A 19,091-nucleotide genomic window follows, 5' to 3' on the forward strand; every position below is an offset into this window, starting at 1 on the left:
AGCGAACGCGAGCGAAGAACCAGAGGAGCGCCTGGCCATGCAGGGCACTGTGACGATGTACAGCACCACGTGGTGCGGCTACTGCCGTCGGCTGAAGAGCCAGATGGACCGCGAGGGCATCGCGTACACGGAGATCAACATCGAGCAGGACCCGGACTCGGCGGCGTTCGTCGAGAAGGCCAACGGCGGCAATCAGACCGTGCCGACCGTGCTTTTCCCGGACGGCTCCACCCTGACCAACCCGAGCCTCGCGCAGGTCAAGCAGAAGATCGGCGTCTGAGTCTCCGCCGCCCCTTCGTGGTGGCCGAAAAGAGCCCCTGCCGGACACGTTGTCCGGCAGGGGCTCTTCCACGTGCGCGGAAGGCCGCGCGGGTCAGGTCACGTCGCCCGGCTTCGGGAGCGGTCTGCCGTACCAGCGTTCGATCAGGCGGGAGGCGATCGAGATGCCGTACGGGGGGAGGACCTCGCCGGTCTCGAAGGCCGCGGCCAGTTCCTCGCGGGAGAACCAGCGGGCCTCGTGGATCTCCTCGCCGTCCACGGTGATCTCCGAGGAGGTGGCGCGGGCGAAGAAGCCCAGCATCAGGCTGGACGGGAAGGGCCAGGGCTGGCTGGCGACGTACTCGACCTCGCCGATCGTGACGCCCGCCTCCTCGAAGACCTCGCGGACCACCGACTGCTCGATGGACTCGCCCGGCTCGACGAAGCCGGCGAGGGTCGAGAAGCGGCCCTCCGGCCAGTGGACCTGGCGGCCGAGCAGGGCCCGGTCGTGCTCGTCCGTGACGAGCATGATCACCGCGGGGTCGGTGCGCGGGTAGTGCTCGGCGCCGCAGGCCTGGCAGCGGCGGATGTGCCCGGCCGCGGCGATGACCGTGCGCTCGCCGCAGCGCGAGCAGAAGCGGTGGAGGCGCTGCCAGTTCTCCAGGGCCACGGCGTGCACCATCAGGGCGGTGTCCCGGTCGGAGAGCAGCAGTCCGGCCTCGCGCAGTCCGGCGGGGCGGGCGGACTGGTCCATGCGGCCGGGCAGGGAGTCCTTCTGGAGCGCGAAGTAGGAGACCCCGTCGGCGTCCGTGCCCAGGAAGTAGCGGTGGGTCTCGGTGACCGGGGCCTCGAAGGCCGGGGTCATGACGAGTTCGGTGGTGCCGTCGGGCCGGTCGTCGATCAGCACCTGGCCGCCGGAGACCACGAAGACCCGGGTCGTGGGGTGGCTCCAGGCCGCCGCGAGCCACGCCTCGTCGAGGCGGTGGTGGGCGGCGCGGTCGATGCCGCTCGGGGCGGTGAGCGAGATCGGGCGGTCCGCCGCCGGCGGGGTCGTCGGGGCCTTCTCCGGGGCGGGCTCGGTCGTCGGGACCTGGGCGTTCCCCGGGGCGGGCTCGGTCGTCGGGGCCGGCGCGTTCTCCGGGGCCGACGGGTCGTTCGGGGCCGGCGCGTTCTTCAAGGTGCTCACAGGTTGCTTCCAACTCCCCCGGTTCGGTGTGGTGGGTTCAGCGCTCGGCGGCCCGGAGGGCGACGGGCAGGTCGCCCCAGAGATGAGCGGTCGTCTCGACGCCCTTCATGAGGAGGTCGAGCTCGACCTTCTCGTTGGGGGCGTGCCAGCCGTCGGACGGGACGGAGATGCCGAGGAACAGGACGGGTGCCTCCAGGACGTCCTGGAGGTCGGCGGCCGGACCCGAGCCGCCCTCGCGGGTGTAGCGGACCTCGGCACCGTCGAAGGCCCGGCTCATGGCCCCGGCCACCGCCTTCAGGGCGGGGTGGTCGAGGGGGGTGAGGCAGGGGCGGGTCGGGGCGCCGAAGACGATCCCGTACCGGATCCCGGCCGGGACGAGTCCGGCGAGCCAGTCCCGTACGGCGAGTTCGATCTTGGCGGGGTCCTGGCCGGCGACGAGCCGGAAGGAGAGCTTGAGGTGGGCGGAGGCGGGGACGATCGTCTTGCCGCCGGGGCCCTGGTAGCCGCCGCCGATGCCGTTGACCTCGGCGGTGGGGCGGGCCCAGACCCGCTCCAGGGTGGAGAAGCCGGCCTCGCCGAGGGTGCCGTGGGACCTGGCGGTGCGCAGCCAGGCCGCCTCGTCGAAGGGCAGCTCGGCGACGAGGGCGCGCTCGGTGTCGGTCAGCTCGGTGACCCCGTCGTAGAAGCCGGGGATCGCCACGCGCTCGTCGGCGTCGTGGAGGGCGGCGACGATCCGGCCGGCGACGGTGGCCGGGTTCGGCACCGCGCCGCCGAAGGAGCCGGAGTGGATGTCCTGGTCGGGGCCGTACAGCTCGATCTCGCAGTCCGCGACCCCGCGCATGCCGGTGCAGACGGTGGGGGTGGTCTCGGACCACATGCCGGTGTCGGAGACGATCACGACGTCGGCGGCGAGCCGTCCGGCACGGGCCTCGACCAGCTCGCGGAAGTGCGGGGAGCCGGACTCCTCCTCGCCCTCGATCAGCAGCTTGAGGTGGACGGCGGGGGCCGTGCGGCCGGTGGCGGCGAGGTGGGCGCGGACGCCGAGGGTGTGGAAGAACACCTGGCCCTTGTCGTCGGCCGCCCCGCGCGCGTACATCCGGCCGTCGACGACGGTCGGCTCGAACGGGTCCGTGTGCCAGCCGTCCTCGCGTGCGGCGGGCTGCACGTCGTGGTGGCCGTAGACGAGGACGGCCGGGGCGTCCGGGTCGTCCGAGGGCCACTCCGCGAACACGGCGGGGGCGCCGGCGGTCTCCCAGACCTCGACCGTCGTGAAGCCGGTCTCCGTGAGCTCGGCGGCGAGCCAGTCGGCGCTGCGCCGCACGTCACCGGCCCGCTCCGGCTGCGCCGAGACGGACGGGATGCGCAGCCACTCGGCGAGGTCGTCGAGGAAGGCGGCACGGTGCCGCTCGATGTACGCGCGCACTGCGTGGACGGCGCTGTCCGGGGTCTCGCTCATACATATGAGCCTATCCGGCGTCCGGGGGTGCCCCGCCCAGCAGGATCGCCTCCAGGCCGGCCCGGCCGGGCAGCCGGGCGGGGCGGGCGACCTCGCCCGTCCGGACGTACACGAAGGCGGCGGCCACCTCCTCGGGCGCGAGGCCGTGCTGCTCGGCCCAGGCGAGCCGGTAGATCGCGAGCTGGAGCGGATCGGCGCTGCGGGTGCGGCTGGTCTTCCAGTCGACGATCTCGTACGCGCCGGTCTCCGGGTCCCGGTAGACGGCGTCGATCCGGCCCCGGACGACCCGGCCCGCGAGGGTGAGGTGGACGGGGACCTCGACGCGGTACGGGGTGCGGCGGGCGTACGGGGTGCGGGCGAAGGCCTCCTTCAGCTCCTCCAGGTCCCGTTCGTCGAGGATCTCGGGCTCGCCCGCGAACTCCTCGCCGCCGGGCAGCTCCTCCGGGCCGAGGAACGGCAGCGGCAGCTCCTCGTGGCGGGACTCCACCCACGCGTGGAAGCGGGTGCCCCGGCGGGCGGCGGGCTGCGGCGGCTTGGGCAGGGGCCGGGCCAGCTCCCGCGCGAAGCCGTCGGGGTCGGCGGCGAGGCGGAGCACCTGGGAGGCGGAGAGGTACGCGGGCAGCAGCACGTCCCGGGTGGTGGCGCGGGCGCGGCGGAGCTCGGTGGTGAGGGAGGTGAGGTCGCGGTCCCAGGAGGCGATGGTCCTGGCGTCCTCGGCGGTGAGGGCGTCGGGCCCTGCTCCTTCGAGCTCCTCCGGCTCCTCGGGCGCCTCCGGCTCCTCCGGTTCCGGGGTTCTCGGGCCCGGAACCGCGTCCGCGTGGGTGTCCTCGGGGAGCGACTCCTCGTCCTCGTCCCAGACGGGCTCCTCGTCCCAGGCCGGCTCCTCGTCCTCCCAGGGCTCCTCGGGGTGCGGGTCCCAGGGGCCGGGCGCCGCGCTCGTGGGGTGGTGCTCCCCCGTTCCCCCCTGCGGAACGACCGTCCACAACCGGTCCCGGACAAGCGCGGCGGCCGCCCGGCGGCGCTCGAAGGACTCCCGGTCCAGCGGCAGCGGCCAGGCCTGGTCCCGGTCGGCGTCCGCCAGGGTCGGGTTCTCCGCGTCCTCCTCCGGTTCGTCCGCCCAGGCCTCGATCTCGCCGTGGCCGGCCGCGCAGTGGTCGTACAGGTCGAGGAGGAAGTCCGAGGGGCCGCGGGGCTTCTTCTGGCTCGGGCCCCACCAGTGGCCGGAGCCGAGGAGGAGGGAACGGGGGCGGGTGAAGGTGACGTACCCCAGGCGCAGTTCCTCGGTGTGCTGGTGCTCGCGCATGGCGGTCTTGAAGGCGGCGAGGGACTTGGCGTCCCAGGTGTCGATCGACGGGAGCGTGGCGGCGTCGCCGCGCAGGGCGTGCGGGAGGACCTGCGGCTGGGAGGTCCACGCCTCGCGCGCGCGTGCGCTGGGGAACTGGCCGGTGACGAGGCCGGGGACGGCGACGACGTCCCACTCCAGGCCCTTGGACTTGTGGGCGGTGAGGACCTTGACGGTGTTCTCGCCGCCGGGCAGGGCGCTGTCGAGGCCCTTCTCGAACTGGACGGCCGTGCGCAGGAAGCCGAGGAAGGCGAGGAGGGTGGCCTCGCCGTCGAGGGAGGCGAAGCCGGCGGCGACGTCGAGGAAGTGGCCGAGGGTCTCGCGGCGGCGGGCGGCGAGGGCGTGCGGGGAGGCGGAGAGCTCGACCTCCAGGCCGGTCGTGGTGAGGACCCGGTGCAGCACGTCCATGAGGGGGTCCGCGAGCGAGGTGCGCAGGGAGCGCAGTTCGGCGGCGAGGCGGGCGAAGCGGACCTTGGCCTCGGCGGAGAACGCGAGGCCGTCGTCGGGGGTGCCGCCGGAGTCGAGGAAGGTGTCGAGCGCGTCGGCGAGGGAGATCACCTCGGCCGGGTCGACGCCCTCGACGGCGGCGGCGAGCCGCTGCTCGGGGTCGGTCTCCTCGCTCCCCCGGTGGACCAGGAGGCGGGCGCGGCGGCCGAGGAGGGCGAGGTCGCGGGGGCCGATCCGCCAGCGGGGGCCGGTGAGGAGCCGTACCAGGGAGGCGTTGGCGCCCGGGTCCTGGAGGACCTCGCAGACGGCGACGAGGTCGGCGATCTCGGGCAGGTGGAGGAGGCCGGAGAGGCCGACGACCTCGACGGGCACGTCCCGGGCGACGAGGGCCGCGTGGATCGCGGGGAAGTCGGTGGCGGTGCGGCACAGGACGGCGATCTCGCCGGGTTCGCGGCCGGTGCGGACGAGGTGGGCGAGGGAGTCCGCGAGCCAGTCGATCTCCTCGGCGTGGGTGGGCAGCAGGGCGATCCGCACGGTGCCGTCGTCCTCGGCGCCGGGCGCGGGCCGCAGCGCCTCCACGCCCGCGTGCAGGGCGCGCAGGGGAGCGGCGAGGCCGTTGGCGAGGTCGAGGAGGCGGCCGCCGCTGCGCCGGTTCTCGGAGAGCGCGTGGCGGCTCGCGGGGCTGCCGTCGCGGTGCGGGAAGTGCTCGGGGAAGTCGTCGAGGTTGGCGACGGAGGCGCCGCGCCAGCCGTAGATGGCCTGGCAGGGGTCGCCGACGGCGGTCACGGCGTGCCCGGTGCCCTGGCCGAACAGGCCGGAGAGCAGCAGCCGCTGGGCGACGGAGGTGTCCTGGTACTCGTCGAGGAGGACGACCCGGAACTCGTCGCGCAGGATCGTGCCGACCTCGGGCCTGGTGGTGGCGAGTTCGGCGGAGCGGGCGATCTGGTCGCCGAAGTCGAGCAGGTCGCGGGAGCGTTTGGCGGCGCGGTAGCGGACGACGAGGTCGAGGAGTTCGCGGCGTGCGGCGGCGGCCTCGGGGACCTTGCGCAGCTCGGCGTTGCTGAGCCGGACGCCCGCGAGGGCGGTGAGCAGCTCGGTGTCGTACGCGCGGAGCCGGTCGGGCGGTACGAGGTGCTCGGCCAGCTCGGCGTCGAGGGCGAGCAGGTCGGTGATGAGGGTCGGGAAGGACCGGGTGAGCGCCGGGTACGGGCCGGGGGCCTCGCGGAGCACGCGGGCGGCGAGCTGGTAGCGGGTGGCGTCGGCGAGGAGCCGGGAGGTGGGCTCCAGGCCGATGCGGAGGCCGTGGTCGGTGAGGAGCTGCCCGGCGAAGGCGTGGTAGGTGGAGATGCGGGGTTCGCCCGGCGGGTTGTCGGGGTCGATCGCGTCCGGGTCGGTGACGCCGGCGCGGACGAGGGCGGTGCGGACGCGCTCGGCGAGTTCGCCGGCGGCCTTGTTGGTGAAGGTGAGGCCGAGGACCTGCTCGGGGGCGACCTGGCCCGTGCCGACGAGCCAGACCACGCGGGCGGCCATCACCGTCGTCTTGCCGGAGCCGGCGCCGGCCACGACGACCTGCGGGGCGAGCGGCGCGGTGATGCACGCCGTCTGCTCCGGGGTGAACGGGATGCCGAGCAGCTCCTTGAGCTCCTCGGGGTCGGCGATGCGTGCGGTCACCGGAAGAGGCTAGCGGGGCGGTCGGACAGCGCCGGCCGGGTGCGGGGCTCCGGGGCCGGGAGTTCCGGGGGCGGGGCTCCCGCGCGCGTGACGGACCTCTCTTTCCGACGGGGCGTCACACACGCGCGCGCGCGTGGTCGGTCGCCCGTGACGGCGGAACGTCACGCGCGGGGCCGGTCGCCCGTGCCGGGACCCCTGCTGTTGTTCGATCTACTCGCTCTACTCGATGACGTGCCGGCCCTCCGGCCTGGCGCTGCACGAGGCGCGGAAGGAGCAGGTGGCGCAGTGCTGCCCGGTGGTGGGGGTGAAGCGCTCGTCGAGGACCCGGCCGGCGGCGCCGGCGAGCAGCTCCCCGACCCACTCCCCGGACAGCGGCTCCTGCGCCTGCACCTTCGGCAGGGCGTCGCCGCCCTCCTTCTTCGGTGCGGCCTGCCGCAGTTGTACGAGCTCGGCGCCGCCCGGCTCCGGGCGGCGCCCGTCGAAGACCTCGTCGAGGGCGCCCTCGCGGACGGCGAGCTGGTAGACGGCGAGCTGCGGGTGGCGGGCGACCTCGTCCCTGGTGGGGGCGGACTTGCCGGTCTTGAAGTCGACGACGTAGGCGCGGCCCTGCGCGTCGGTCTCGACGCGGTCCATGGAGCCCCGGATGCGGACCTCGTACTCCCCCGCCTCCAGGGTCACGTCGAAGTCGTGCTCGGAGGCGGCGGGGGTGCGGCCGGCGCGGTCCATGACGTGCCAGCTGAGGAAGCGTTCGAGCGCCACGCGCGCGTTCCGCTTCTCCTGGGCCGACTTCCAGGGGGCGTCGAAGGCGAGGGCGTCCCAGACGGAGTCCAGGCGGGCCATGAGGACGTCGAGGTCGGCGGGGGTGCGGCCGGAGGCCACCTCGTCGGCGAGGACGTGGACGACGTTGCCGAAGCCCTGGGCGGCGGTGGCGGGGGCGTCGGCCTTGACCTCGCGGCCCAGGAACCACTGGAGGGAGCAGGTGCTGACGAGGTTGTCGAGGGAGCTGGGCGAGAGCGCGACCGGCCGGTCGCGGTCGCGGAGCGGGGTCGTGGCGCGGGTCGGCTCGAACAGGCCCCACCAGCGGTCCGGGTGCGCGGCCGGGACCAGCGGCTGGCCCTCGTCGTCGGTGAGGGCGGCGAGCCGGGCGAGGCGGTGGGCGGCGGCGTCGCGGAGCGCGGGCGAGGCGTCGGGGTCGACGGTGGTGGCGCGCAGCTCGGCGACCAGGGCGGAGACGGCGAGGGGGCGCCGGGGGCGGCCGGGGACGTCCTTCGGCTCGGCGCCGAACTCGGTGAGGAAGCGGGAGGGCTGGTCCCCGTCCTCGGCGGCGGCCTTGACGGCGGTGACGACGAGTCGGTCACGCGCGCGCGTGGCGGCGACGTAGAAGAGGCGGCGCTCCTCGGCGAGGAGGGCGCCCGGGGTGAGGGGTTCGGCCAGGCCGTCGCGGCCGATGCGGTCGGCTTCGAGGAGGGAGCCGCGGCGGCGCAGGTCGGGCCAGAGGCCCTCCTGGACCCCGGCGACGACGACGAGGCTCCACTCCAGGCCCTTGGAGCGGTGCGCGGTCATGAGCCGGACGGCGTCCGGGCGGGTGTGGCGGCGGGTGAGGGTGTCGGCGGCGATGTCCTGGGCGTCGAGCTCTTCGAGGAAGTTGACGACGCCCCGGCCGCCGACGCGCTCCTCGGCGCGGGCGGCGGTCTCGAAGAGGGCGCAGACGGCGTCGAGGTCGCGGTCGGCGTTCCGCCCCGCGGGGCCGCCGCGCAGGGCCGAGCGCTCCAGGCGGCCGGACCAGGGGGTGCCCTTCCACAGCTCCCAGAGGGCCTCCTCGGCGGTGCCGCCCGCGGCGAGCAGCGTCCGGGTGTCCCGGAGGAGCCTGCCGAGCCGCTGCACGCCGTGGGTGTGCGCGGGGTCGTGCGCGACGAGCCGCTCGGGCTCGGCGAGCGCGCGGGCGAGCAGGACGTCGGAGGGCGGCGGCACCTTGTTGCCCGCGGCCCGCTCCTCGTCCCGCAGCGCCCGGCCGAGGCGGCGCAGGTCGGCCGGGTCGACCCCGGCGAGGGGCGAGGCGAGCAACGCGAGCGCGGTCTCGGTGTCGAGCCACCCGCCGTCGCCGTGGCGGTCGGGAGGGGTGCCGGTGCCTGCGCCTGTCTCTGCGCCTGAGCCTGCCTCCGCGTCTGCGCCTGCCTCTGCTCCTGGGCCTGCCTCCGCGCCTGTGCCTGCCTCTGCCTCTGAGCCCGCCTCTGCCTCCGCGTCCGCCTCCGCGCCTGGCGGCTCATCGGAAGCAGTCCCGCCGTCGGTGACGGTCCCGTCCGGAGCCGCGTCGTCTCCGGAGCCGCCCCGCGTCCCCGTCCCGGCGGGGGCCCCCGCCCCCGACACCGCCCGGAGGGCGAGCAGCAGGGGTGCCACCGCCGGTTCGTGGCGGAGGGGGGTGTCCGCCGCGTCCGTCTCGACCGGGACGCCCGCCGAGGTGAGGGCGCGGCGCAGGGCGGGCAGGGAGGCCCCGGCGCGGGCGAGGACGGCCATGTCCTGCCAGGGGACGCCGTCCTCCAGGTGCGCGCGGCGCAGCAGGTCGGCGATGTTCTCGGACTCCGCCGAGGCCGTCGGGTAGGTGTACGCCTCCGCCCGGCCCCCGTCCCGTACCGCCGTCAGCTCCCGGTGGGCGCGGACCCGGTCGGCGGGGAGCCGGGGCATCGGCATCCGCCGGGCGAGCTCCCGGGTCGCGGCGAGGAGCCGCGCGCCGGAGCGCCGGGAGGTGCCGAGGACGCGGATCCCGGCGCCGCCGAAGGAGTCGGGGAAGTCGAGGATGCCGTTCACGTCGGCGCCCCGGAACGCGTAGATGGACTGGTCCGGGTCGCCGAAGGCGACGACCGTGCTCCGGCCGCCGCCCGCGAGCGCGTGGAGGAGCCGGACCTGCGCCGGGTCGGTGTCCTGGTACTCGTCGACGTACACCGCGTCGTACCGGGGCAGGGTGACGCTCCCGGCGAGCAGGACGGCCCGGTGGACCAGCTCCGTGTAGTCGAGGACGCCCTGGAGGTCGAGGACGTCGAGGTACTCGGCGAGGAAGCCGGCCGCCGCCTTCCAGTCGGGGCGGCCGACCCGGTCGGCGAAGCGGGCGAGCGCGTCCGGTTCGAGGCCCAGTTCCCGCGAGCGCGCGAGGACGGCCCGCACCTCGTCGGCGAAGCCGCGGGTGGTGAGGCAGGCGCGCAGTTCGTCGGGCCAGCGGATGCCGCCGAGGCCGCTCTTCTCCAGGTCGATCTGACCGGCGAGCAGCTCGCGCACCGCGAGGTCCTGTTCGGGTCCGGAGAGCAGGCGGAGCGGTTCCGCGAAGAGTCCGGCGTCCTGGTGGGCGCGGATCAGGGCGTAGCAGTACGAGTGGAAGGTCGTCGCCTGCGGCGGGCGGCGGCCGCCGAGCCGGGCCGCCATCCGGTCGCGGAGTTCGACGGCGGCCTTGCGGCTGAAGGTGAGGACGAGGAGGCGCTCGGGGTCGGCGCCCGCCTCCACGCGGGCCGCGACCGCCTCGACGAGGGTGGTCGTCTTGCCGGTGCCGGGTCCGGCGAGGACGAGGAGCGGTCCGCCGTCGTGCTCAACCACTTCCCGCTGGACCGCGTCCAGTCGAGGGGGATCCAGCGGGGCCGGCGCGGTGCGCACCAGTCGGTACGCGCCCGGGGTCCGCTGCCGCCCCGGACCCGGGTGCGGCTGTCCCTGGTGCGGCGGCGTACGCCGGGTGGTGGAGGAGGAGCTCACGTGGATCGCCGGTCCTGGTGGGTGTGGTGGTGCGGGTGAGGCGGCCGTGTGCCGTGGCCGCCCCGGAACGGCCGGGTGCCGTGGCCGTCCTGGAACAGCCGGGTGCCGTGGCCGCCCCGGAACGGCCGTGTGCCGTGGCCGCCCCGGAAGACGCGAACGACGACGTTACGCGAAGCCGGGCGGCGGCGAGCCGCACTCCGCACCGCTTCCCGTACCGCGCCCGGTCCGTCCGCCCCGCCCGGCCCGTGCCTCCTGGGGCGATGCCCTCACGTGTGAGTTCCGGCACCCCCGCCGGCGTCCGTACCGGCGCTCCCGCCGGTCTCCACGCCCGCGCCCGGACCCGCGTCCGGCACCCCGTCCCAGCGCGCCCGCCGCATGTCGATCCTGGGCACGTGCCCCTCGGACGCCGGGCCCGCCTGCCGCAGCGGCGTGCCCTCCTCGCGGTAGTGGGCGAGGGCCCGCGGCTCGGCGCCGGGCAGCAACGTGCCGTCCGCGCGGACCACGCGCCACCACGGTGCCGCCCCGCCGTACAGGGCCATCACCCGGCCGACCTGGCGCGGCCCGCCCTCGCCCAGCCACTCGGCGATGTCGCCGTAGCTCATCACGCGGCCCGGCGGGATCGCGTCCGCGACGTCGAGCACCCGCTCCGCGTACGCGGGCAGCTCCCCGGCCGCCTCCTCCGGCGCCTCTCCGGCCTCCCCCACGGGCCCCTCCAGCCTCGTCCGTCCCGTCGCACGGGCCCCTCCGGACCCGTCCGTCCCATCCTGCCTCACTCCACCGACATGGCCCTGATGCCTCCGCCCGGGAGCTCTTCGTGCCACCATCGTGCGGGCGGTGACTGGTGATACGAGATCAAGAGCGACAAGAACGACACGAAGAAGAACGCGTACGAGGACGAGAGCGACACGGCGCGCGGGCAGGGACGGACAGGGTGATGGGGCAGGAGACGCAGCCTCCCGAGGAGGGCAGGGCCGACGTGCCCGAGCGGGTCTCCGGCGACGAGCCGCTGCTCGCGGCCCGGGTCCACCGGCCGTCCGACCTGATGCGGCTGCTGGGCGGCCTGCTCGCGATCGGGCTCGTGCTCGCCGTCGCCGCGTTCGCGCACTTCACCACCTCCGGCCTGGAGAAGGACATCAACGCGGGCGCCGGCGGCGCCCCCGACGTCTTCGTCAAGATCGCCGGTCTCGTCTCCTCCATCGCCGTCCTCCTCGTCCCGGTCGCCTTCGCCATCGAGCGGCTGGTCAAACGCGACGGGCTGCGGATCGCGGACGGCGTCCTCGCCGCCGTCCTCGCGCACGGCGTCACCCTCGCCACCGACCTCTGGGTCGCCGAGGCCGCGCCCGGCGCGATCCGGGACGCGCTGACCCAGCCGCAGTCCGGGGGCGGCCTGACCGACCCGGTGCACAACTACCTCGCCCCGGTGATCGCGTACATGACCGCGGTCGGGATGGCCCGCAGACCCCGCTGGCGGGTGTCGCTCTGGGTGGTGCTGCTGCTCGACGCGTTCACGATGCTGGTGGCCGGGTACACCACGGCGCTCTCGATCGTCCTGACCGTCCTCATCGGCTGGACGGTGGCGTACGGCACGCTGTACGCGGTCGGCTCCCCGAACGTCCGGCCCACCGGCCAGACCCTGCTCGCCGGTCTGCGCCGGGTCGGCTTCCGGCCGGTGACGGCGCTGCGCGCGGAGGGCGTGCCCGACGCCGCCGACAGCGGGGACCGGGGCCGCCGGTACATCGTGACCCTGGAGGACGGTCCGCCGCTCGACGTCACCGTCGTCGACCGGGAGCAGCAGGCGCACGGCTTCTTCTACCGCGCGTGGCGGCGGATCAGCCTGCGGACGATCACCACCCGCCGCTCCATCGTCTCGCTGCGCCAGGCCCTGGAGCAGGAGGCGCTCCTCGCGTACGCGGCGATCGCCGCCGGGGCGAACGCGCCGAAGCTGATCGCCACCTCGGAGCTCGGTCCGGACGCCGTGATGCTCGTGTACGAGCACATCGGCGGCCGCAGCCTGGACGCGCTGGACGACCACGAGATCACCGACGACCTGGCCCGCAGCGCCTGGCGGCAGGTGAAGGCGCTCCAGTCGCGCCGGATCGCGCACCGCAGGCTCACCGGGGACGCCATCCTGGTGGATCGTTCCGGCAGGGTGGTCCTCACCGATCTGCGGGGCGGCGAGATCGCGGCCGGCGACCTGGTCCTGCGGATGGACGTCGCGCAGCTGCTCACCACCCTCGGCCTGCGGGTCGGGGCCGAGCGGGCGGTCGCCGCGGCCGTCGAGGTGCTCGGTCCGGACACCGTCGCGGGCTGTCTGCCGCTGCTCCAGCCGATCGCGCTGAGCCGCTCCACGCGCGCGACGCTGCGGAAGCTGGCCCGGGAGCGGTCGGCGCGGGAGCGGGAGGCCGTCCTCGCGGCCTCCGCGGCGGCCAAGCGCGAGCGGGAGCTCGCCAAGGCCGAGGCCGCCGGGGCCGTCGACGCCTCGGACCACACGGCCGTACGGATCCCGGCCAAAGCCGGGAGCAAGGCCGAGAAGGCCGAGAAGAAGGCGGACAAGAAGGCCGAGAAGCGGGCCCTGGACACGGCGCTGGACGAGGCCCGCGAGGAGGACCTGCTCGCCCAGATCCGGCAGCAGGTGCTCCTGATCCGCCCGCAGGCCCCGGTGGAACCGGTGCGCCTCGAACGGATCAAGCCGCGGACCCTGGTCAGTCTGATCGCGGGCGCGGTCGCCGCGTACTTCCTGCTCTCGCAGATCGCCAGCACCCCGCTGTCGACGATCAGCGAGGCCGACTGGCGGTGGGTGGCGGCGGCGGTGCTGTTCTCGGCGCTGAGCTACGTCGCGGCGGCGATGAGCCTGCTGGGCTTCGTGCCCGAGCGGGTCGGGTTCCGGCGGACGGTGGTGGCGCAGGTCGCCGGCTCGTTCGTGAAGATCGTCGCCCCGGCGGCGGTCGGCGGCGTCGCCCTGAACACCCGCTTCCTCCAGCGGGCGGGGGTCCGGCCGGGGCTCGCGGTGGCCAGCGTCGGCGCCTCGCAGCTCTTCGGGCTCGGGGCGCACATCCTGCTCCTGCTCTCCTTCGGCTATCTGACGGGGACGGAGAAGTCGCGGTCCTTCACCCCGTCGAGGACGGTCATCGCCGGGCTGCTGACGGTCGCGGTGCTCGTCCTGGTGGTGACGGCGATCCCGTTCATGCGCAAGTTCGTGTCGACCCGGCTGCGCTCGCTCTTCGCGGGCGTGGTGCCGCGCATGCTGGACGTGCTCCAGCGGCCGGTGAAGCTGGTGACCGGCATCAGCGGGATGCTGCTGCTCACGGGCGCGTTCGTGCTCTGCCTGGACGCCTCGATCAGGGCCTTCGGCCACGACAGTCAATCGATCAGCTTCGCGAGCGTGGCCGTCGTCTTCCTCGCGGGCAACGCGCTCGGCTCGGCGGCGCCGACGCCGGGCGGTGTCGGCGCGGTCGAGGGCGCGCTGATCGGCGGTCTGGTGGCGGTGGGACACCTGCCGATCGAGGTCGCGACCCCGGCGGTGCTCCTCTTCCGCCTGCTCACCCTGTGGCTGCCGGTCCTGCCGGGCTGGCTCTGCTTCAGCTGGCTGACGAAACGCGAGGCGCTGTAGGGGCGTCGCGGGGGCAGGCCGGCCTGTACACGCCCGGGCCACCCGCTTGGCCCCTCTCCCGCGCGAACGCGCGGCCGACGGCCCACCATGGATCCATGCCGACCTCCGCAGCCCACCGCGCCGCTCTGCTCGCCGCCTCCGCCGTGCTGCTCGCCGCCGGGTGCTCGGACGGGGGGAGCGACGCCTCGGAGCCGCCGAAGGAGTCGGGCCCCAGCGGCCGCCCCGCGCTGACGGCGCAGAAGCTGTCCTGGGCGCCCTGTCCGCCGCCGTCCCCGGCCGAGGGCGGCGGGCCCGCCCCGTCCGCGCTCCCCGGCGGGGGCGCCTGGGAGTGCTCCTTCCTGCAGACCCCGCTCGACTGGTCGAAGCCGGAGGGCGAGACCATCGAGTTGGCCCTCATCCGGGCCCGCGCCCGGGACGCCTCGCGCCGGATCGGCTCGCTCGTCTTCAACTTCGGCGGCCCCGGCGGTTCCGGCGTCACCGGCCTGCCCAGCTTCGCCGAGGACTACGAGACCCTGCGCGGCCGTTACGACCTGGTCTCCTTCGACCCGCGCGGGGTGGGCCGCAGCGACCCGGTCGAGTGCCTCGGCGACAAGGAGCTCGACGCGTACTACGCCCTCGACTTCACGCCCGACGACACGGCCGAGGAGCGGACGCTGTCCGACGCGCAGAAGAGGTACGCGGCCGGCTGCGAGAAGGACTCGGGCCCCTCCCTGCCGCACGTCGGCACCGAGAACGCCGCCCGGGACATGGACCTGATGCGCCAGGTCCTCGGCGACGGGAAGCTGCACTACTTCGGCATCTCGTACGGCACGGAGCTGGGCGGCGTCTACGCCCACCTCTTCCCGAAGAACGTCGGCCGGGCCGTCTTCGACGCCGTCGTCGACCCGGAGGCGGGCGTCGAGGACGGCGCCCTCGGCCAGGCCAAGGGCTTCCAGCTCGCCCTGGACAACTTCGCCCAGGACTGCGTGGACCGGGGCGACGAGTGCACGCTGCCCGGCTCCAGCGTCGCCGGGATCGAGACCTTCATCACCGACCTGCTGGCGTCCCTCGACAAGAAGCCGATCGCCGGCATCGGGGACCGCAAGCTGACCCAGACGCAGGCCACCAACGGCATCGCGCAGGCCCTGTACTCGAAGGAGTTCTGGACCTATCTGGAGCAGGGGCTCGACGCGGCCGACGGCGGCGACGGGGCGCTGCTCCTCTCGCTCTCCGACTCGATGAACGGGCGCAGCCAGAACGGCTCGTACAGCAACATCCAGGCCGCCAACGCCGCCATCAACTGCGTGGACTTCAAGGAGCGCTACACCCTCGGCCAGGCGAAGGAGCGGCTCGGCGGGTTCCGCGAGGCCTCCCCCGTCTTCGGCGACTTCATGGGCTGGTCGCTCGCGGGCTGCTCGCAGTGGCCGGTGCCGGGCGCCTGGGAGCACCCGGACGTCTCCGCGCCGGGCTCGGCGCCGATCCTGGTGGTCGGCAACACCGGTGACCCGGCCACGCCGTACGAGGGCGCCCGGGCCATGGTGAACGCGCTCGGCAAGGGCGTCGGCGTGGAGCTGACGTACGAGGGCGAGGGGCACGGCGCCTACAACGGCGGCAGCGCGTGCGTGAAGAAGGCGGTGGACGCGTACCTGATCGACGGGAAGGTGCCGAAGTCCGGGACCGTCTGCAAGTAGGGGCCCACGAAGCACCCACCGGAAAAGATCTCGAAAAGCGGAATGCCTGCCGGCCGGAAACCATTATGGTTTCCGGCCGGCAGGCATTCCGGGGAAATGCGGGCCCCGTCCCGGGGGTCAGATCCGCGGACCGTGGCCGTGGTAGTAGCCGCCGACCTCGTCGTGGTAGCCCGGGTTGCCGAGGTGCTTCTCCTTGTCGAACTCCGGGGCGCTCTTGATCTCGTCCTTCGTGCGGGCCACGTGGACGGTCTCGTTGGCGGTGTCGATGTGCTTCACCGTGCCCGCCGGCAGCAGGACCTCCTTGCCGAAGATCCAGACGCCGGTGTCGACCACGATGTACTGCGAGTCGACGTCGTTGGAGTGCTTGTCGACCTTCCCGATGTGGCCGTCGGTCGCCTCGACGCGGTAGCCCGTGATGTCCGTCCCGGCGTCGTAGCCGGAGGCGGATCCGTAATTCCACACGTTGTTTTCGGGGGTGGTCACGAGAATCCTCCTGGAGCGAATGCGATTTCCGGGGTCATCGGGTCCGGTTGTCCGACCGGCCCTGCACTCCTTCTCTCTCGGATTCTCCGGCTCAAACCCGGGAATTCTCACGCCGCCCCGTCCGGAAACAGCGACGGGGGTCGTCGACCACGAGAAACCTCGTGGTCGACGACCCCCGGCCGCTGCCGTGTCCGGCCGCGCGGTTCCGCCTAGTAGACCGGCTTCTCGGGCTCGATCTGGTGGACCCAGCCGATCACGCCGCCGCCGACGTGCACCGCGTCCGCGAAGCCCGCGGACTTGAGGACGGCGAGGACCTCCGCACTGCGGACACCCGTCTTGCAGTGCAGGACGATCCGCTTGTCCTGCGGGAGGTCCTGGAGGGCGGTGCCCATCAGGAACTCGTTCTTGGGGATCAGACGGGCGCCGGGGATCGAGACGATCTCGTACTCGTTCGGCTCGCGGACGTCGATGATGTCGATGTTCTCGCCGTCGTCGATCCACTCCTTGAGCTGCTTGGGAGTGATCGTCGCGCCGGCCGCCGCCTCCTGGGCCTCCTCGGACACGACGCCGCAGAAGGCCTCGTAGTCGATGAGCTCGGTGACGGTCGGGTTCTCGCCGCAGACCGCGCAGTTCGGGTCCTTGCGGACCTTGACCTGGCGGTACTGCATCTCCAGGGCGTCGTAGATCATCAGGCGGCCGACCAGCGGGTCGCCCACGCCGGCCAGGACCTTGATGGCCTCGGTGACCTGGATGGAGCCGATGGACGCGCAGAGCACGCCCAGGACGCCGCCCTCGGCGCAGGACGGGACCATGCCCGGCGGCGGGGGCTCCGGGTAGAGGCAGCGGTAGCAGGGGCCGTACTCGGACCAGAAGACCGAGGCCTGGCCGTCGAAGCGGTAGATCGAGCCCCACACGTACGGCTTGTTCAGCAGCACGCAGGCGTCGTTCACCAGGTAGCGGGTGGCGAAGTTGTCCGTGCCGTCGACGATGAGGTCGTACTGGCCGAAGATCTCCAGGACGTTCTCGGCTTCCAGCCGCTCCTCGTGCAGGACCACGTTCACGTACGGGTTGATGCCGAGCACGCTGTCCCGCGCCGACGCGGCCTTGGAGCGGCCGATGTCGGCCTGGCTGTGGATGATCTGGCGCTGGAGGTTCGACTCGTCGACCTCGTCGAACTCCACGATGCCGAGCGTGCCCACGCCGGCGGCGGCCAGGTACATCAGCGCCGGCGAGCCGAGGCCGCCGGCGCCGACGCACAGCACCTTGGCGTTCTTCAGCCGCTTCTGCCCGTCCATCCCGACGTCCGGGATGATCAGGTGGCGGGAGTACCTGCGGACCTCGTCTACGGTGAGCTCGGCGGCCGGCTCGACCAGGGGTGGCAGCGACACGGGGACTCCGGTGGTCGGTATGTCAGTACGGTTGTTCTCCCCGTAACACTGCCACGCCCCTTCTCATTCCGAGACACCCGGTCCGATCCGCGAGACGATTTCGTCCCAGTAGCCGGGCAGCGAGTGGAACGGGTCGGTTTGTCCGGAGCGGCCCGGACGGTCGGTGAAGAAGATCGTCCCCGCGCCCTGCCAGCGGGCGATCCGCAGGGCCTCGTCGAGGTGGGTCCGCGGGACGCCGTGCACGAGGTGGACGAACTTCGCCTCCGTGTACTCGGCGGTCCACTCGGCCACCTGCGACCAGCGGTAGTCCGTCCAGGCACCGGAGAAGGTCACGAGCTGGTCGGCGGCCTCGGCGTACCCGGGGTGGGGGTGGGTGCCGTGGCCGAGGACGAGGTGGGCCTCGCCGCCGAGGACGGTCTCCAGGGTCGCGCAGACCCGCCGCACCCCGGCCAGGTCGGCCCGGTCGGCGGGGCAGCGGTCCAGGTAGTAGCCGTCCACCTCGTACCAGTCGAGGAAGCGGTGGGCGTCCGTGACGAGCTCCCCGAAGGGCCGGGAGCCGTGGGCGGCGTCCAGGTGCCCGAGGACCCTGACCCCGGCGTTGCGGAGCTTCCCGGCCGCCTCCAGGCAGTGCGGGTCGGGGCGACTGCCCGGCCCGTCCGCGACGTTGAGCACGGCCCAGTGCAGGGGGGTGCCGGGACGGGTCAGCCCGGCCCACTCGACGGGGGCGAGCAGCGGGTGGGCGTAGCCGGGGACGCCCACCCCCAGGGCCTGGACCGCTCCGGTGGCCGTGGTGCCCGTCAGATGCGACACGCCGCCTCCATCCAGATGTCGGCGAGCGACTCCTCCAGGTTGATCCGGGGCCGCCAGCCGAGCCGGTCGCGGGCGGTGCGCACGTCGGCCTGCTGCCAGGGGCCGCAGCCGTCGGGGTACGGGTAGGGGGCGGAGGCCAGCTGGTCGGCGATGGTCCCCTCGGTGCGGGGGGCGCCGATCATCGGGCGCTGCGGGATGCCGTGCGGGGCGTCCAGCTCGTTGAGGTTGCCGGAGTAGCCGGCGACCCGGGCCAGGACGGCGGCGGCGTCGCGGAGCCGGACCGCGCGGCCGGTGCCGATGTTGACGACGCCCTGGGCGGCGGAGAGCGAGGCCGCGTGGACGGCCCGGGCCACGTCCCGCACGTCGACGAAGTCCCGCTGCACGCCGAGTCCGCTGAGCTTGAGCTCGCCGTCCCCGGCCTGCATGGCCCGGCGCATCGCCTCGGCGAGGCGGCCGAGCGGGGAGCCGGCGGGGGTGCCGGGGCCCACGGGCGAGAAGACCCGCAGGACGACGGCGTCGAGGCCCGAGCCGAGGACGAGTTCGGTCGCGGCCAGCTTGGACACGCCGTACGGGCCGCCGGGGCGGGGCACGGCGTCCTCGGCGGTGGAGGAGCCGGGCTGGCTCGGCCCGTACTCCGAGGCGCAGCCGACCTGGACGAGCCGGGCGCCGCAGCCGCTGCGGCGCAGGGCCTCGCAGACGGTGGCGACGGCGACGGTGTTGTGCCGGGTCAGGTCGCGGGCGCCGCCGCGGGTGGCGCCGGCGCAGTTGACGACGACTCCGGGGTGGACGGCGTCGAGGAAGCGGGTGAGCGCGCCGGGGCTGCCGGACGCGAGGTCGAACCGCACGTCGGCGTCGTCGCCCCGGCCCAGGGCGGTGAGGTGGACGGCCGGGTCGGCGAGCAGCCGGTCGGCGACGAAGCGGCCGATGAAGCCGTTGGCTCCGAGCAGGAGGACCCTCATCGTGCGGCCCCTTCGTGCCGACCGGCCGTTCCTCGGGATTGCGGGGTCATGGTCTTCGTTCTCCTTGCGGGGTGAT

Annotated in this window: 12 protein-coding genes; 3 read left to right on the forward strand and 9 right to left on the reverse strand. The window is 74.2% G+C overall.

The window, feature by feature from the left end; translation table 11 throughout:
• Positions 1-37: 37 nt before the first annotated feature.
• Positions 38-280 carry a mycoredoxin gene (locus tag ACIP5O_RS29440; RefSeq protein ID WP_030688646.1) on the forward strand — a complete coding sequence of 81 codons (243 nt, stop codon included), beginning with the start codon at positions 38-40 and terminating at the stop codon, positions 278-280.
• A gap of 93 nt (positions 281-373) precedes the next feature.
• Here ACIP5O_RS29440 and nudC read toward each other — a convergent pair whose 3' ends face one another.
• From nudC to ACIP5O_RS29465, 5 genes are all read right to left on the reverse strand, one after another.
• On the reverse strand, positions 374-1,285 hold the full coding sequence (nudC, locus tag ACIP5O_RS29445; protein ID WP_401298727.1) for an NAD(+) diphosphatase: 912 nt from the start codon (positions 1,283-1,285) through the stop codon (positions 374-376).
• 196 nt (positions 1,286-1,481) lie between these two features.
• Positions 1,482-2,900, reverse strand: coding sequence for a dipeptidase (locus ACIP5O_RS29450; RefSeq protein WP_401298495.1), 1,419 nt, complete (start codon positions 2,898-2,900; stop codon positions 1,482-1,484).
• Between the two features lie 10 nt (positions 2,901-2,910).
• Complete coding sequence (locus tag ACIP5O_RS29455; protein WP_401298498.1) at positions 2,911-6,360, reverse strand: ATP-dependent helicase; 3,450 nt, start codon at positions 6,358-6,360, stop codon at positions 2,911-2,913.
• Positions 6,361-6,579: 219 nt separating this feature from the next.
• Complete coding sequence (locus tag ACIP5O_RS29460; RefSeq protein ID WP_401298501.1) at positions 6,580-10,095, reverse strand: ATP-dependent helicase; 3,516 nt, start codon at positions 10,093-10,095, stop codon at positions 6,580-6,582.
• A 266-nt stretch (positions 10,096-10,361) separates the two neighbouring features.
• The gene (locus ACIP5O_RS29465; RefSeq protein ID WP_401298503.1) at positions 10,362-10,919 is read right to left on the reverse strand and encodes an MGMT family protein; all 558 of its coding nucleotides are present in this window, start codon (positions 10,917-10,919) and stop codon (positions 10,362-10,364) included.
• A gap of 110 nt (positions 10,920-11,029) precedes the next feature.
• Between ACIP5O_RS29465 and ACIP5O_RS29470 the strand changes: the two genes are divergently transcribed.
• Both ACIP5O_RS29470 and ACIP5O_RS29475 read left to right on the forward strand, forming a co-directional pair.
• Positions 11,030-13,705 carry a lysylphosphatidylglycerol synthase domain-containing protein gene (locus tag ACIP5O_RS29470; RefSeq protein WP_401298506.1) on the forward strand — a complete coding sequence of 892 codons (2,676 nt, stop codon included), beginning with the start codon at positions 11,030-11,032 and terminating at the stop codon, positions 13,703-13,705.
• Between the two features lie 95 nt (positions 13,706-13,800).
• Entirely contained in the window at positions 13,801-15,375 is a 1,575-nt protein-coding gene (locus ACIP5O_RS29475) for an alpha/beta hydrolase (RefSeq protein WP_401298508.1), read from the forward strand.
• A 117-nt stretch (positions 15,376-15,492) separates the two neighbouring features.
• On the opposite strand, the gene ACIP5O_RS29480 is transcribed toward ACIP5O_RS29475, so the two are convergent.
• From ACIP5O_RS29480 to ACIP5O_RS29495, 4 genes are all read right to left on the reverse strand, one after another.
• Complete coding sequence (locus ACIP5O_RS29480) at positions 15,493-15,858, reverse strand: PRC-barrel domain-containing protein (RefSeq protein ID WP_388656941.1); 366 nt, start codon at positions 15,856-15,858, stop codon at positions 15,493-15,495.
• 209 nt (positions 15,859-16,067) lie between these two features.
• A complete protein-coding gene (gene moeZ, locus ACIP5O_RS29485; RefSeq protein WP_125665389.1) occupies positions 16,068-17,246 on the reverse strand; it encodes an adenylyltransferase/sulfurtransferase MoeZ in 1,179 nt (392 codons plus the stop codon).
• 63 nt (positions 17,247-17,309) lie between these two features.
• The gene (locus tag ACIP5O_RS29490) at positions 17,310-18,056 is read right to left on the reverse strand and encodes a spherulation-specific family 4 protein (RefSeq protein WP_401298513.1); all 747 of its coding nucleotides are present in this window, start codon (positions 18,054-18,056) and stop codon (positions 17,310-17,312) included.
• Entirely contained in the window at positions 18,044-19,015 is a 972-nt protein-coding gene (locus ACIP5O_RS29495; protein ID WP_125665393.1) for an NAD(P)-dependent oxidoreductase, read from the reverse strand. The genes ACIP5O_RS29490 and ACIP5O_RS29495 overlap by 13 nt, the downstream gene beginning before the upstream one ends.
• Between the last annotated feature and the right edge of the window lie 76 nt (positions 19,016-19,091).

The organism is Streptomyces sp. NPDC088915, from assembly GCF_044749825.1.
Taxonomy (GTDB): domain Bacteria; phylum Actinomycetota; class Actinomycetes; order Streptomycetales; family Streptomycetaceae; genus Streptomyces.